16 protein-coding genes are annotated in these 16,024 nt (G+C 32.4%); 3 read left to right on the top strand and 13 right to left on the bottom strand.

The window, feature by feature from the left end; translation table 11 throughout:
• The first annotated feature begins 2 nt into the window (after positions 1-2).
• Positions 3-533 carry a GNAT family N-acetyltransferase gene (locus tag QE431_RS17365; RefSeq protein WP_307298420.1) on the top strand — a complete coding sequence of 177 codons (531 nt, stop codon included), beginning with the start codon at positions 3-5 and terminating at the stop codon, positions 531-533.
• Between the two features lie 68 nt (positions 534-601).
• On the opposite strand, the gene QE431_RS17360 is transcribed toward QE431_RS17365, so the two are convergent.
• Complete coding sequence (locus QE431_RS17360; protein WP_134139709.1) at positions 602-1,120, bottom strand: hypothetical protein; 519 nt, start codon at positions 1,118-1,120, stop codon at positions 602-604.
• Between the two features lie 486 nt (positions 1,121-1,606).
• On the opposite strand from QE431_RS17360, the gene mtaB reads away from it, so the two are divergent.
• The gene (gene mtaB, locus QE431_RS17355; protein ID WP_307298416.1) at positions 1,607-2,941 is read left to right on the top strand and encodes a tRNA (N(6)-L-threonylcarbamoyladenosine(37)-C(2))-methylthiotransferase MtaB; all 1,335 of its coding nucleotides are present in this window, start codon (positions 1,607-1,609) and stop codon (positions 2,939-2,941) included.
• 213 nt (positions 2,942-3,154) lie between these two features.
• On the opposite strand, the gene QE431_RS17350 is transcribed toward mtaB, so the two are convergent.
• From QE431_RS17350 to QE431_RS17300, 11 genes are all read right to left on the bottom strand, one after another.
• A complete protein-coding gene (locus tag QE431_RS17350; protein WP_134139711.1) occupies positions 3,155-3,664 on the bottom strand; it encodes a hypothetical protein in 510 nt (169 codons plus the stop codon).
• A gap of 93 nt (positions 3,665-3,757) precedes the next feature.
• On the bottom strand, positions 3,758-4,474 hold the full coding sequence (locus tag QE431_RS17345) for a 3-ketoacyl-ACP reductase (RefSeq protein WP_307298411.1): 717 nt from the start codon (positions 4,472-4,474) through the stop codon (positions 3,758-3,760).
• A gap of 114 nt (positions 4,475-4,588) precedes the next feature.
• Positions 4,589-5,176 carry a phospholipid scramblase-related protein gene (locus QE431_RS17340; protein ID WP_307298410.1) on the bottom strand — a complete coding sequence of 196 codons (588 nt, stop codon included), beginning with the start codon at positions 5,174-5,176 and terminating at the stop codon, positions 4,589-4,591.
• 53 nt (positions 5,177-5,229) lie between these two features.
• The gene (locus QE431_RS17335) at positions 5,230-7,386 is read right to left on the bottom strand and encodes a VWA domain-containing protein (RefSeq protein ID WP_307298408.1); all 2,157 of its coding nucleotides are present in this window, start codon (positions 7,384-7,386) and stop codon (positions 5,230-5,232) included.
• Between the two features lie 70 nt (positions 7,387-7,456).
• Positions 7,457-8,422, bottom strand: coding sequence for a hypothetical protein (locus QE431_RS17330; RefSeq protein WP_307298405.1), 966 nt, complete (start codon positions 8,420-8,422; stop codon positions 7,457-7,459).
• A 2-nt stretch (positions 8,423-8,424) separates the two neighbouring features.
• Entirely contained in the window at positions 8,425-8,925 is a 501-nt protein-coding gene (locus tag QE431_RS17325; RefSeq protein ID WP_281866458.1) for an RNA polymerase sigma factor, read from the bottom strand.
• Positions 8,926-9,137: 212 nt separating this feature from the next.
• On the bottom strand, positions 9,138-9,791 hold the full coding sequence (locus QE431_RS17320; protein WP_307298399.1) for a hypothetical protein: 654 nt from the start codon (positions 9,789-9,791) through the stop codon (positions 9,138-9,140).
• Positions 9,792-9,944: 153 nt separating this feature from the next.
• Positions 9,945-10,415, bottom strand: a complete 471-nt coding sequence (locus tag QE431_RS17315; protein ID WP_307298396.1) for a hypothetical protein — start codon at positions 10,413-10,415, stop codon at positions 9,945-9,947.
• A 33-nt stretch (positions 10,416-10,448) separates the two neighbouring features.
• On the bottom strand, positions 10,449-12,605 hold the full coding sequence (locus QE431_RS17310) for a prolyl oligopeptidase family serine peptidase (RefSeq protein WP_307298392.1): 2,157 nt from the start codon (positions 12,603-12,605) through the stop codon (positions 10,449-10,451).
• Between the two features lie 75 nt (positions 12,606-12,680).
• Positions 12,681-13,517, bottom strand: a complete 837-nt coding sequence (locus QE431_RS17305; RefSeq protein WP_307298390.1) for a hypothetical protein — start codon at positions 13,515-13,517, stop codon at positions 12,681-12,683.
• Positions 13,518-13,582: 65 nt separating this feature from the next.
• Positions 13,583-14,176 carry a hypothetical protein gene (locus QE431_RS17300; protein WP_057116923.1) on the bottom strand — a complete coding sequence of 198 codons (594 nt, stop codon included), beginning with the start codon at positions 14,174-14,176 and terminating at the stop codon, positions 13,583-13,585.
• Between the two features lie 108 nt (positions 14,177-14,284).
• On the opposite strand from QE431_RS17300, the gene QE431_RS17295 reads away from it, so the two are divergent.
• Positions 14,285-15,163 (top strand): PPK2 family polyphosphate kinase, encoded by an 879-nt coding sequence (locus QE431_RS17295; RefSeq protein ID WP_307298385.1) that lies wholly within the window; start codon positions 14,285-14,287, stop codon positions 15,161-15,163.
• 180 nt (positions 15,164-15,343) lie between these two features.
• Here the strand turns inward: QE431_RS17295 and QE431_RS17290 are convergent, their stop codons facing one another.
• On the bottom strand, positions 15,344-15,865 hold the full coding sequence (locus QE431_RS17290; protein WP_134139724.1) for a hypothetical protein: 522 nt from the start codon (positions 15,863-15,865) through the stop codon (positions 15,344-15,346).
• Between the last annotated feature and the right edge of the window lie 159 nt (positions 15,866-16,024).

The following is a 16,024-nucleotide window of genomic DNA, read 5'->3' as shown; positions in this document are numbered from 1 at the left end:
AGATGAAGAATTCAATTGAAACCGAACGTTTGATTTTAAGAGAATTAGCACTTTCTGATGCAGAAGGAATGTTCGAATTGGATTCGAATCCCAATGTCCATTTGTTTTTAGGAAATAATCCCGTAAAACATATTGAAGAAAGCATTGATTATATCAAATTCGTTCAAAAACAATACAAAGATTTTGGAACAGGGCGTTGGGCTGTAGTTCTAAAAGAAACGAATGAATTTATTGGATGGTCGGGAATAAAATATATTACTAACGAAATCAATAATCATAAAAATTTTTACGAGTTAGGTTATCGTTTTATCGAAAAACATTGGGGAAAAGGATATGCATCTGAAGCAGGAAAAGCTTTTGTCGATTATGCATTTAATGAAATGAAAGTGGAAACCCTTTACGCTTATGCAGATGCTGGGAACGAAAATTCTAGAAAGATTTTAGAAAAACTAGGTTTCCATTTTGTGAATTCTTTCGAATATCAAGGAGAAATAGAAGTTTGGTACGAACTCAAAAATCCAAACTCAAACTAAGAAATGTATTCCAAATCTTTACATACTTAAAAGTCAGTAAAGATTTGGAAACAATTCAGAGTGTATGATTATTTTTTAGCTACAGAAACAAAATATTTATTTCCGTCACCCATAGTTAATTTTACACGTTCGTCGCAAAGATCGATTGCAAAATTAGCGCTTTCGTAACAGCTGCAAGTTGTGTTTTTGTCTTTAGACATTTCTGTTTTACAGTTGTTATTTTTAAAACTTGCCAATTGCGGTGTATATAAACTAACTAAGTCAGTAGAAGCAGTTACCAATGAGATAATACTTGCCGAATTATTATTAGTAATTCTGTACACAATTCTATCAGTATAGTTTACTTCGTTAACTGTTACTTTACGAATGTAGGTATAAGCTGTAGATCCTTCACCTGGTTCTTTAACTTCAAACTTAAACCCAACAGCACGAATAGCAACATCAAATTGCTGTTGTGAATTGAAGCTCGCCCAAGTCGTTAATGTACTAATAGAAGGAAATGGATTTGCGGCTGGGACATTAGTTTGCGCTTGCGAGCTAAAAATGGTTAAGAACATCAAGCAGATTGTGGGTAAAAATGCTTTCATAAAGTGGTATTTATTATTATAATTTTGCCTACTCTCTTTGGTTTTCGGCTTTCCCATTTCATTTTGTAACACAAAACAACAACATAACGAGTAAAATTCAAAATTGTTATGCCCGAATTATTATTAAATTAATTAAAGCTTTCTAAAATTCTTAATTATGGATTTATTTTGAGGCTCAGCCATAATGAAAGTAAATGTAAGAAATTTTGAATTTAAATCAAGAAAAAATGTATTTAATCGATAAAATTTGCATTTGATCGATTATTTTGTCATTTTATTCTTATTGTACTGTTAAAAAAATAGAGTTTACGAGGTATAATCTTCTGAAAAAATAAATCTCCAAAATATATTTTTAATGTTTCTAAATTAACATTGAATGCAAATTATTGATTCGAAGTAAATTAATCCCTTTCTTTTGATGAATATTGTTTGTAAATTTGCAGCCTTAAATTTTTTGACAACGATTTCATTAATTTAAGACAGATTATGGAAAATAGAAAGAAAGTTGCCTTTTATACGCTGGGTTGTAAACTGAATTTTTCAGAGACTTCTACAATTGCCAGAAACTTTAACGACGAAGGTTTTGACCGTGTCGATTTTGAAGAAATAGCAGATATTTATGTAATTAATACTTGCTCTGTAACAGAAAATGCAGATAAGCAGTTTAAGCAGGTAGTTAAAAAAGCAATGAAGCTTAATGATAAAGCTTTTGTTGCTGCTGTTGGCTGTTATGCACAATTAAAACCAGAAGAATTGGCTGCAGTAGACGGCGTTGATTTGGTTTTGGGAGCAACAGAAAAATTCAAAATCACTGACTATATCCATGATTTGAGTAAAAATGATATGGGCGAAGTGCATTCATGCGAAATTTCCGAAGCCGATTTTTATGTTGGAAGTTATTCTATTGGTGATCGTACAAGAGCATTTTTAAAAGTTCAGGACGGCTGTGATTATAAATGTACATATTGTACAATTCCGCTGGCAAGAGGAATTTCCAGAAGTGATGCTTTAGAAAATGTACTAAAAAATGCCAAAGAAATTTCGGCTCAGAATATCCGTGAAATTGTTTTAACTGGAGTAAATATTGGTGATTACGGAAAAGGGGAGTTCGGAAATAAAAAACACGAACATACTTTTCTAGATTTAGTTCAGGCTTTAGATAAAGTAGAAGGAATCGAACGTTTACGTATTTCTTCTATCGAACCAAATTTATTGAAAAATGAAACAATCGAATTTGTTTCTAAAAGTCGCACTTTTGTACCGCATTTTCATATTCCGTTACAATCGGGAAGTAATGATATTTTGAAATTAATGAAACGCCGCTATTTACGTGAAGTTTATATTGATCGCGTGAATAAAATTCGCGAAGTAATGCCTCACGCTTGTATTGGTGTTGATGTGATTGTTGGTTTCCCAGGAGAAACAGACGAACACTTTTTAGAAACCTATCATTTCTTAAATGATTTAGATATTTCGTATCTGCACGTATTTACTTATTCTGAAAGAGATAATACAGAAGCAGCTGATATGGAAGGCGTTGTGCCTTCAAATGTAAGAGCAAAACGCAGTAAAATGCTTCGAGGATTATCAGTTAAAAAACGTCGTGCTTTTTACGAAAGCCAATTGGGAACAAACAGAACGGTTCTTTTTGAAAGCGAAAATAAAGAAGGATATATTCACGGATTTACAGAAAACTACGTAAAAGTAAAAACACCGTGGAATCCAGAATTGGTAAATACATTGCAAGAAATCAATTTAACTAAGATTGATGAAGATGGAAGTGTTCGTTTGGAGTTTTTGAATAAACTGGCGGAAGCTTAATTTTATGATTTTTCAACTTTGACAAAGTTTCAAACTTTGACAAAGTTTTTACATAACTATTGTCATTCCGAGGAACGAGGAATCTCCACAAGTAACTCTACAAAGATTGGCAATTTTAGGAGTGGAGTTTCTCGTGGAGATCCTTCCTTCGTCAGGATGACAAAAACCGCATAATTTTTTAAAATTATGCGGTTTTTGTTTTTTAGAAGATATTTATTTTTGATTCTCGTCAACCACCAATTTCAAAGAATTAATATAATCCGTATCAAACTCAATAACACGAATTTTTTCTGGATTAAAACTTAATTCTCCTCCAAACTGGCCGCGTGTGTCCAAAAAATTAATGGTTAATTCTTCGTCGTTTAATTCTATTAATTTTCCTAAATAAGCAGATTTTGATGATTTTTTTGCAATTTGAAAAACGCCGTATTTCTCAGAAATAAATTTCATGATTGAAGCCAAATCTTTAATAGGAATAATATCTTCAGAATTAATTTTTAACCCTTTCAACCGAATTACTTTCTCTGTAAACGCCAGATCATGATCTCGGTTTACAGCTTCGATATTTTTATTTCTCAAAATGACAAAACCGTCCAAAACAAAATCTACAGGATTATTTCGAAGTAAAATCCATTCATCAGAATAATCAATTAAAAATCCGCTGAATATTTCTTTCTTATCCTGAAATTCTATTTCGACCAACTGTCTTAAATATTGTTCCATAATTTTAGTTTTTGAAATTCCAATATTTAAAATCCCAATTTAGTCAAACTTGGAATTTGGAATTTAAAAAATTGGAATTTGAAGTTTTAATTTTTAAGGATTAGTAGACCAGATGCTGCTGTTTTTGATAAATACTCTTCGGTTTAATTTTAACTGCGCAATAATTAAATCTGCCATATCTTCAGACTGCATCACTTTTTCTGGATTTCCGTCAGTCAGGTTTAAATCTTTTGCCATGTCAGTAGCAACAGTACTTGGCGTTAAAGCTGTAACACGAATGTTGTGTTTTCTCATTTCCTGCATCAAAGAATCGGTTAAACCTAAAACAGCAAATTTAGAAGCGCTGTATGCACTCGTAAGAGCATTTCCGTTTAAGCCGGCAGTAGATGAAATATTAATAATGTCTCCAGTTTGTCTTTCGATCATATTTGGGATAACGGCGCGTGTCGTGTAATACGTTCCCATTAAATTTACTTGGATAATTCGTTCCCAAGCTTCTGGCTCCAATTCCAAGAATTTTCCAAAAGAAGCAATTCCGGCACTATTGATTAAGATGTCAATACTTTTAAATTCGGCAATTGCTTTTTCAACAGCAGTATTTATAGAGTTAATATCCGAAACGTCAGCAGATAATGCCAAAGTTTTTACACCCAGTTTTGCAGTTTCTTCTGCCAATTGATCAATATCGCTTTTAGTTCTAGAAACTAAAATCAGGTTTACACCTTCTTTAGCCAAAGCAGTAGCTACAGCTTTTCCAATTCCTTTTCCAGCACCAGTAATTAGTGCATTTTTATTTTTTAAGTCGGTCATGATTGTATTTTTAGAAATGCAGAAAGCATCATTTTAAGTAATACAAAAATAAGCTTTTGCAAACTAAAATGATGCTTTAAAATATATTCTTAATCTAAGTTTAACAACTTTTTGTTATTCTTTCAAAACCATATCGATACACATTACGGCTCCTAAAATTAATTGTCTCAATGGACTTTCGGTTGCTACAGTGTCTTCAATTTGAAGTACATAATTATCAGCACTTGTAAAAAACTCTTTTCCTAATCCAGCCCATTTTTTACTTACCTGCGCCAATTGTTTGTTTTCATGCGAGAATTTAAAATCCCATCCTGTCCATTTTCCCTGAAGTGTTGCAACAGGTTTTTCGTTTTTGTCTAAGATGTCAAACTTTCCTCCGATAGAAAAGAATTTTTGTTTGAAAGTTCCAACCAAACGATCTTTTTCATCTAACACTTCAACAGTCGATCTAAAGATGGCAACGCCTCTTCTTACGGTAATTAATTTTTCTCCAGAAGCAGTTGTAATTTCAACATTAAATGGAGTTGCTCTTTTGTAATCTGTAAAACGAAGTACTTTTGTGAAGAAACCAAGATTATTTTCTCGGCAGTTCATAATTATCTGATTCGTTTCTGGATTGTATATGTCATAATTATTTGCGGCTTTAAACATTCCAACATGTTCTTTTACTAAAAATAGATTTTGGCTTAAAATTGGGTTCATACGAGTATAAAAATTAATGTTTTAAATAAAACCCAAAAGTAATACAATATTTATTAATTATACTGTTTGGAGGTTTCAACCAAACGAATAAATTCAGCTTTGTAACCTTCGGGATCATTTGAATTTCCTTGCTTTGCTAATTTTACAATCTCTTTAGAAGACTTGTCGGCAATCAATTTTGAATCTCTTAATTTTAATCCGAACCAAGCAACTGCAGTACTAAATTTCATATCATCACTCGCTTTTTCCATAGCAGCTGATTTGTTTTCAATTACCTGAACCATTTCTATACTTTTTTCACCGTCAGGTTTTTTATAACGGAATTTTATTGTTGCCAATTCATTAGTGTAATTGCTTGAATTAGTTTCTATTTTAGTATATTTTAAATCATCTGGCTGTACATTTAAGTAATCGCTTTTTACACCAACGGGAATTATTTCATACAAAGCCGTTACGGTATGATTGCTTCCTAATTCTCCAGCATCAATGGCGTCATTTTTAAAGTCTTCTGGACGAAGTTTTCTGTTTTCATATCCAATCAAACGATACGATTGCACTTGTTTCGGATTGAATTCAATCTGAATTTTTACATCTTTCGCGATAGCAAACATCGAACCTTTAAATTCTTTCCCTAAAAAACGATTCGCTTCTTGAATATTATCGATGTAAGCGTAATTTCCATTTCCTTTATCGGCTAAGATTTCCATTTTGCTGTCTTTATAATTACCCATTCCGTAGCCTAAGCATGTCAAGAAAACACCCGTTTTTCTTTTGTCTTCTATTAATTTTTCCATGTCAGAGTTAGAAGTGCTTCCCACGTTAAAATCGCCGTCAGTTGCCAGGATTACACGATTGTTTCCGCCTTTGATGAAATTTTCAGTAGCGGTTTTATAAGCCAGTTCGATTCCTGCACCGCCGGCAGTACTTCCGCCAGACTGCAATTTATCCAAAGCATCGATTATTGTTTTTTTCTCATCGCCTGAAGTTGGAGGTAAAACCATTCCGGCAGCGCCCGCGTACACTACGATTGCCACTTTGTCTTTTGCACGTAATTCGTTTACTAAAATTTTTAAAGATTGTTTTAATAACGGAAGTTTATTCATATCACTCATCGAACCCGAAACATCAATTAAGAAAACAAGGTTTGAAGCTGGCAGATCATTTGTTGGAATATTTTTTCCTTGTAAACCAATTTTCAAGATTTTATTGTTTGCATTCCAAGGCGAATTACTTACTTCTGTGTTAATAGAAAACGGATTTTCATTTTTAGGCTGTGGATAAGTGTATTTGAAAAAGTTCACCATTTCTTCTACACGAACTGCATCTTTTGGAACTTGTTGCCCATTGTTTAAAAAACGTCTGATATTTGTGTACGAAGCATTATCAACATCAATAGAAAAAGTAGAAAGCGGTGCTATTTTTGGACTTTCGAAAGCATTCTCGACAAAAGCATCATAATCTTCCTGAGTAGGTTCAACAGGAATTGGCATTATGTTTAGTTTTTTGTCTAATTCCTTTTCTGAAAGATTTTTATAAAGTTCATTTTTAGTCGAAACTATCACAACGCCATTTGAACCTTTAGTTCCATATAGAGAAGTTGCTGCCTGGTCTTTTAAAACCGAAACATTGTCAATATCATTCGGATTAATTTTTGCCATTTGATTGGCTTTTGCAGGAACTCCGTCAATAATATACATTGGTTCATTTTTTGGAGAAACAGATGCATTACCACGTACAACGACATTAGGGCTTGGCATATAAAGGGCATTACTCGCAACTGGCATTGCCATTTTTCCTTGCGGTGCTACCGATTTATCTCTTTTTTCTTTTCTTCTTTCGGCAGGTGCATAACTGCGGTCTTCATATTCAGCATTACTTGTACCGTAACCCATAACCAGAACTTCACTTAGAGTTTGATTGTCTGGAAGAAGTTTTATATTGATAATATTTGAGTTCTGAACCTTTTGACTTTGGTTTTTATATCCAATGAAGCTGAAAACCAGCATATCGCCAGTTTTGGCTTGAATACTGTACTGCCCATCAAAATTGGTTGCCGCATTTGCTTTTGAGGTCTGATTGTAAATAGTTACACCTGGAAGTGGTTGTTTTGTTTCATCTGAAACGATTCCAGTTATTGTTCTTTGTTGTGCCATGGTTACGAAACATACAAGCATAGCAATGGCTGATGAAATAAGTTTTAAACTTTTCATGATAATAATTTTTAAGATTAATGTTCGGATTTAGCTTTGTCAAAGCTGCAGACTTTGACAAAGCTTGGAATTACTTTTTCGGAGCTGGTTTTCCTGTTTTTGTAGTAATAATAACAACTCCTTTTTTACCTTTTTCACCGTATTTTGAAGTGGCTTCAAGGTCTTGTAAAATAGTTATAGTTTTAATGTCTTGTTTGTCTAAAGGCGCGTAAGGACTCGTTGGATTATTTCCAAATAAATCATTTTCAGAATAATAAATGCCATCGATAATGTACAATGGCTCATCTAGAACAACCAGCGAATCTACATTTTCTGGATTTAGATTCGGCAGTTCGCTTCGCATCATTTTATCTTTTTTAGCCTCGTCGCTGTGCGCCATTGCGTTTCCGTTAAAAATAACAAGAGGTGCACTTTTTTTAGCTCTTTGAGTACTTTTTTCAGCAAAAGCAACTTTCGCAGATTCTCTTTGCGGACTTCTTAAATAATCCGATTCTGAAGAAAGCTCTTTTTTATAAATAATGTTATTATCTTCTTGAATTGATTCTTCCGCTGCAGGCGCAGCAATTACGAGAGCATTTGCTGCAACTTTTGGTGCTGGTGCAGATTGTACTAATTCTGTATTTGGTGCAATTATTTCATGGACAGCTACTCTTTCTTTATTTTTAATATGATTTTCTAAAATTTTATCGGCTTCTTCGTTTGAAACAATTCCAGAATCCGAAGAAGGTTCTGTACTTTTTTGATTTAAAGTAGGCTCTTGAGATTGTTCTTTTTCAGTTTCCTGAATAACTACTTTTGGAGTTTCTTGTACGGCATTTTTATCTGTATGTAAAAATTGAACAGCTAAAGAAATCAGTAAAAGAAGAGAAGCAGCAATGGCAATTTTTTTCCATAAAGCAATTGTTTTTTTATCTTCTTTTTTGTCGAGTTTTTCTTCAACACGTGCCCAGACTTTTTCCATTGCGGGAAAGTCTTTGAATTCCGCATTTTGCGAAGCTTCTTTTATTTTATCGAATAATTTATCTTGATTGTCCATGACTATTTTGCTTTTTGATAATACAATTTATTAACCAGTTCTTTCAATTTGGTCTTAGCGGCGTTCAATTGTGATTTTGAAGTGCCTTCGGAGATCTTCAGCATTTCGGCTATTTCTTTATGGGAGAAACCTTCAATGGCAAAAAGGTTAAAAACAGTTTTACAGCCGTCTGGAATATGGTTTAATAAATTGAGTAAATCTTCTTCTTCCAATGTATTTAATTCGTCAACAGAAGGTTGAGAAATTAGTTTTACATCGTCGAGATACATGTTGAAATTAGTTGCTTTTCGAATTGCCGCCAAACAATGATTTACGGTTATCCTTCTGGCCCAAGCTTCAAAAGCATACGCTTCTTTTAATTGGTCGAGTTTGGTAAAAATCGTAAAGAAAGAATCGGCAAGTGCTTCTTCAATTTCCTCTTCCTTTTTTAGGTATCGTTTGCAAAGGCGATACAATTTGGGCGCCATGTATTCGTACACCTCACGCTGCGCATCGCGGTGCATTTTTTTACAGTTTGCTATTTGAGTCTCGTTTATCACAATTGTTGTCTTTCTTATATAGAGAGATAAAAAGATAAAAAGGTTGGGACGATGATGATTTTTTTTTTTAAAGGTTCAAAGTTACAGAGATTCAAAGTTACAAAGGTTTGTCGTAGAGACGCACAGCAGTGCGTCTAAAGTCCTGTAAATCCGCAATTTTTAATGGGGTGAAATATTTATTCTCCCAAACAAATATCATTATAAAATTCTACAATTTCTTTAATATCTTCAAAAACCCATTTATCGCCTTTTAATTTTTTGACGATAAAATCGCAGTCAGCGAAAAATTTGGAAGTGTTTTTCCTCCACGCGTTTATAACACCGCAGTTTAAACAAGTTGGATATTTGTCTTTTGGCTTCTTTATGTAATAAAATGTAGAAGGTTCGCTTACATTAGAATTTGATAAATGTTGTTGGGCTTGCGGACCTAATTGTGTTTTTAAAGTTGGGCTTAAGGTATTATCAGGCCGATCATCGTACGGATTATAAATCATGTCTGTGAGACTAAAATCTGAGCCTACTTTTTTATATAAAGTCGCTTCACCTTTAGTAATAATTTCTACCAATTTTGGTTTGTCTAAAGAATTCAGCTTTACATATTCAAAAGTTCTTGTGGTTCCAAAATCAAGGAAAGTAATTTTTTTGACATACTCTTCATCCCAGCTGTCAGATTTGTCATCCTGCGAAACTTTAAATTTTATTTTATTGAATTTTAATGAAGCAAAACCTTCTATAGAATCACCATCTTTAAAATAAATTATAGCTTGTGTTTGAGAATAGCTTTTAAGGCTGATAAGAATTAGGATGATGATTTTGTAAAGTTGTTTCATTAATGAATTTTGATTTCATGAAATATTTATCGAAGAGGCGTGTACAGCAGTGTGTCTCTACATTTAATCTGCTAAGCGAAATACTTTGTGTTCTCTGTGTAATTCTTTGTGAATCTCTGTGTAATAATTTTACCGCAAAGATTCACAAGGAATTTAATTTGCATGTACAGAACTTTTATACCAAATTTCTATTTTTTTAATTGATTCTCTGTCAGTTTTAGGATAACAGTTCAAACCCAAATTTATCTTTTTTTTCGAAATATAAGAATTTAAAAATATTATTGCGAAACCCCCAATCTCAGCATCTTCGGTTGAAAGATATGAAGAGAATATATTCATATATCCACAACATTTTTCTTGTGAACGTATTATCGAAATTAAGTATTGCACATCATCTGGTTTTACCCAGTTTTCAGGAAATTCTCCAGTCATTGTTACGCTATTTATAGGAGTTTTGTTATACCTGTCTTTACAAATAGTAATAAAAGATTCTGGGTCCAGATCCTTTATGTATAGAGTTTTATAATATTCTTTCTGGGCTTTCTTGGTCTTAAAATCATAAAACAAATAAGCACCGGTAACAAGAATTAAAACTAATACTAATGAAAGAATTATTTTTTTCATAAATGTAACTAGCAAATTCAATTATATGTTCTATTACTTCGCCATCTGAAATTTTGAATTTCCAACCTGCCACAATGCAAAAGCAAACATATCAGCACTATCATTATAAGTTACATCCAAATCGTTAGAAAAATGTCCGTTTGCGTAATTTACATGTAATAATATTGGTCTGTCAGAACTATTGTAATTTTGTAAAACAGCAGCAAATTTTCCAGGTTCCCAAGAAGCTACTCGTGCGTCGTTAATTCCAGTATGAACTAAAACTGCAGGATATTTTTCTCCTTTTTTGACTTTACTCTGCGAATCCATTTCCAATATATTTTTAAAATCTTCTTCATTTTTTAAAGAACCAATTTCTGGAATTTGATTTGGACCGTTTGGAGTTGTTTCCATTCGCAAAGTATTGGTACATCCAACTTCAATAATAGCAGCTTTATAAAGATCAGGACGTTCTGTAATTGCTCTTCCAATTAAGACACCGCCCATACTTGCACCATTTCCAATAAGTTTGTCTGCCGAAGTATATTTTTCTTTGATTAAATATTCAGAACAAGCAATAAAATCTTTCCAAGTATTAGGTTTCGTCGCTTTTTGACCTCCTTTATGCCAATTTGCTCCTTTTTCTCCGCCGCCTCTAACGTGTGCAAAAGCAATTACAGTATTTTGCTCCAGCAATGCCATCAAATCATCGCCAATATAATAGGGTGTTCTGCTTGATCCGTAAGCGCCATAACCACTAATATAGCAAGGAGTAGAGCCGTTCATTTTAATGTTTTTTGGATAAATAATAGACAAAGGAACCATTACGCCGTCGTGACTTGCAATTTCAACTTCTTTGACACTATACTGCTTTGAAAAGTCAGGATAATTGCCGCTTGCAATAAATTGTTTTGATTTTTCTAAATGGCCAGTTGAACCATTAAAAGAATAAGTCGTAGATGGTGCGATCCAGCCGTTGTAAAAAAATAAGAGATTATCATTTTCACGAGAATTTAAAGCGTAAGCTCCACTTGAACCTTTAGGAAGAGGTATTTCCTTGCTTTCTAATGTTTTTGGATTAATCTGATATCTGTCAATTACAATTCCGTCAGTTAAGCTATAATAAATGAAATTTTTAGATTTCAGTATTCTTCGTAATACTTTATTACTCTCCGGAATTATAATTTTAGCATTATCAATATTTGGATTTTTAATATCTGTTAGTCCTATTTTATAATTTGGTGCATTTTTATGAGAAACAAAGAAAAATTGATCTCCAATTATTTCATAGCTTATAATTTCATCATCATATTTAATAAGCGGTTTCCAATTTATCTTCGGATTGTTAAGTTCTGAATAAGGAGCATAGAATGCTAATATTTCGCTTTTTGTAGATCCAATTTCTAAAATTATGTATGAATAATTATCTGAGAATTTAACATCAGGAAACTGTTCAGCAAGAAGATTCAAGTTGGGATTGTTTTCTTTTGATGCCAGTATTTTATCGGTCTCCGGATTAGTGCCAATAACGTGAAGTAAAGATTTCATGTGTTTTAGAAAATCATCACTTTTATTATCGTTGGTACTCATTTTGGTATAAGTGATCGCTTTGCTGTCAGGGGTAAATTCAAAACTAAATTCACTCCAGACTGGATTTAAATTGTCTGGAAGAAAAGTTTTAGATTCAATATCCATAATTCGGAGATCACAAACTTCAGCACCATCTTGAGATAATGTAACCGCTAATTTTTTCTGATCTGGACTAATATTGAAACTCGTAATCGTTGCATCTTTTTTATAAGTATTCGGGTCTAATAATAAAACCTCGGTTCCGTTTAAACCTTTATGGATATATAATTTATCAATGCTTTCTCCTTTTTTCTTTTTGGTGTAATAATAATTGTCTCCTAATTGTTTTACGTAAGTATAATCATCTCCTGCCAATGCACTAATTTCCTTCATTCTATTGAAAAGAGCATCACGGCCAGAGATTTTTTTTATGACAGAATTGGTAAAATCGCTTTGATCTTTAAACCATTTTTGCACTTCTGGTTTTTTCATATCTTCCAGCCAACGGTAAGAATCTGTTATTTTTGTTCCGTAATAATCATCTACTACAGGATTTTCAGGTGTTGAAGGATATTGATATTGAGCCTGTGATATTTGACTGGTAATAAAAACTAAAAGAGCGAAAGCGGTTTTTCTGATCATTATTTTTTTATGTTTATAGTTATTACTTAAGGTTTGTTGTATAGTCAAAGACTCAATAAACAGGAAATTACTATGTTATTTAGCCGGAATTGTCAATTTGTATATTTTTGTTTCCAAAAGATCGGTGTCATTATCCTCGCAAAGCAAAAACTCGATTTTATTGTTTTCTTTTTTGTAGAAAGTTAAACCTTCAAATTTATTTGTTGAGGTTATTTTTTGAGTGAAATCTATTTTCATCGTTTTAACGTCGATTCTGCCAATGAAGCTTCCTAAGATTTCACCGTCATCATAAGTTGATTTGGTATCTTCTGCTGTTGAAAGGAAATAGATTTTATCATCAACCAAAACGGCATCGGTAAAGCTGGAACGAACACCTTTTATTTTTGGAAGTTTGTAATTGACAGAAATTAGAGCAAATTCTTCTCCAAGGTTTTTCGCGTGAATCGTAAAAATGGTGTTTTTATTAGAAATTCCATTTCCTCGATTGAATAAATACCAGTTTTCGCCATCGAAAATAGCGCCTTCCAAATTGAAATCTTCTGGTTTTATTGAACCGAAATTCTGCATTACGGCATACAAATCAACTAAATTGTTTTTTTGTAAAACGGTTTTGGATTTCAAATCAAATTCGATCATTCTGTTTCGGTTTTCGGTTGAACCAGAACCAAAAACATAAAGTGTATCGTTATGATGCGTTAGCGATTCAAAATCGGGTTTTAAGTTTTTCGGAATATTTTGCGACGGATTGTCAATTAACGCATGCTGGTTCAATTGCTGATTCTGCATATTGTATTCGTATAAGAATCCGCTGTTGTCGCCAATGACATAAAGTGCATCATTATTATAAAATAAACCTGATGCCGAACCGATGCCTATGATTTGAAATAATATTTCTAATGTGAATTTTTCCATGGAAAATGTGTTTTGAAAACTTTTGTGTGATAAAAATAAATTTATTTTAAAATTAGTTTTTAAATCTAAAACTCTTTAAGATTTAAGTAGATAATTAGATTTTCAATCTGTTCTCCTAAATTACAATCATATGATTTTTCTTTTTCTAATAAGATTTTTTCAGGACTATAAAAATGGTATGGAAATACTTCAATATGATATGGACCGAGGTCATCGTTTAAATGATTATAGTTGTTTCTTACTTTTAACAATTCTCTAAGTAAGTTATCCGAATTCTTAATATTTAAAAAAAGTTCGTATTCATCCATAATGTAATGCGATCTCTTCTCCTTATTTAGATTGAAAGCCTCTAACCCCCATCTTTTAAGCATTTCAATTGTTTCAATATTTCCGAAATAATAGGCTAAAATTAACTGATTTATTATAGCCAAACATGTACGTATTTGAATATTCACATTCCAGCTTAATTGAATATAACCAATACGCCTAATTTTAATTTCTTCTAAGTTAAGTAAATAAGCTTCAAAGAGATTTATTGTATTTTCTCTCAATGCATCAGAAATAAAATAAGAAATTTTATTTGCAACAAGTAAAGGGTTATTTATTTTATCAATAGTAGTAATAAAGTTTTCTATATCTTCATGTGTTAATTTTTTCATTTTAAATTTTTATAACTTTAATCAAAATAATCCAATGAATAGCAAATTGGATAGTTATCGGAATTCGTAAAAGTAGTATATTTATTATAAATAAAAACGGGAAAAAATATGAAGTCAATAGACCCAAAAGATTTTAAAGTTACAGATGAAATAAAATTAAAGAAGCTTCCGACATTACTAAATGTTGATGCGGATGATGACGAAAAAGAAGAGAAACTAGATAAAGTTCAGGCAAAATTAAGTGATTTGCAGGATGTTATGTATGCGCACAATAAGTATGCGGTTTTAATCTGTCTGCAAGGAATGGATACTTCTGGAAAAGACAGTTTGATTCGGGAAGTTTTTAAAGAATTTAATCCGCGCGGGGTAGTGGTGCATAGTTTTAAAACACCAAATTCAACCGAATTGGAACACGATTATTTATGGCGACATTACATTGCTTTGCCCGAAAAAGGGAAATTTGCCATTTTTAACAGAACGCATTACGAAAATGTTTTGGTAACGAGAGTGCATCCAGAATTTATTTTGGCAGAGAATTTACCAGGAATTAATTCGGTTGATGATATTAAACCGAAATTTTGGAAAAACAGAATTGAACAAATCAATAATTTCGAAAAACATATTGCAGAAAACGGAACTATCGTTATGAAGTTCTTTCTGCACTTGAGTAAAGAAGAACAAAAGAATCGTTTACTGCGCCGTTTGGAAGAAGGAAAGCATAATTGGAAATTTTCGCCAGGCGACCTTAAAGAACGCGAACATTGGGATGAGTATCAGCAATATTACGAAGAAGCAATTAATCAGACTTCGAAAGAACATGCGCCTTGGTATATAGTTCCTGCAGATGATAAAGATATGGCGCGTTATATAGTGGCTAAAATTATTTGGGAGGAAATGAAGCAATATACCGATATTCAGGTTCCAGAATTAGCTAAAGAAATTAAAGACAATTTTGATACGTACAAAAAGACTTTGGAGAAGAGTTAAAATTAGATAATTTGGAAATGTGTCCATTAGATAATTTTTCTAACGTACAAACCCGACAGGTTTTAAAAACCTGTTGGGTTTAATTTTTGTGTGGATAAATTTTATAAAATAAAAAACCCGACAGACTATGCGAGCTGTCGGGTTTTTACCAAAAACAAAATAATAAATTAAACCTATTTCTTAAAGTTTAAAACCGTATGCAACACGTAATGCTACTTGGTTGGTTCTAAAATCATGATAATCTTCGTAACGAACACTTAAGTCAATATATTTATTAGCGTAACCAATTCCTGGCGACCATAAAAAAGTAGTGTTGTTGTAACCATTTGTTACTGCAAAACCAGCACCAAGTTCTCCTAGTACATAAAATTGATCTTTTAAAACAAAGGCTTTAAAACCTGCTTTAGCCGGAATAAATCCTAGATCTTTTATGTCATTTCCAGCGGCATCTTTTTTGCCGTTAAATAAATTAGTAAATCCTGTTGTTAAGGTTAATGATGTTTTTTTAGAAAGGTCATATTGTAAACGAACGTCTCCACCAAGAGCCCAGTCGTAATCGTTATCTGTTGGAAGTCCTCCATTTACTCCAAATCCTAATCTAAATCCTTGATCGTAATTTGTTGCTTCTGTTTCTTGAGCGAAAGTTGTGTTAGAGAATAAAAAAGCAAAAGCAGCTAGGCAAATAATCTGTAATTTTTTCATGGCTTATAATTTTGAATTATTAATGATGTAAAAGTAAAATAGAGCACTTTTGAGCTTGTTATATAATTTTTAAAAATCGTTATATAATATTATGGTATACTTATTTTACCCTTAATAAAGGCTTATATTTTTATTAATAGGATAGAATTCGAAGCTTCT

Origin of the sequence: Flavobacterium sp. SORGH_AS_0622 (assembly GCF_030818825.1) — a bacterium.
GTDB lineage: Bacteria > Bacteroidota > Bacteroidia > Flavobacteriales > Flavobacteriaceae > Flavobacterium.
This window is presented reverse-complemented; position numbering and strand designations above follow the sequence as displayed.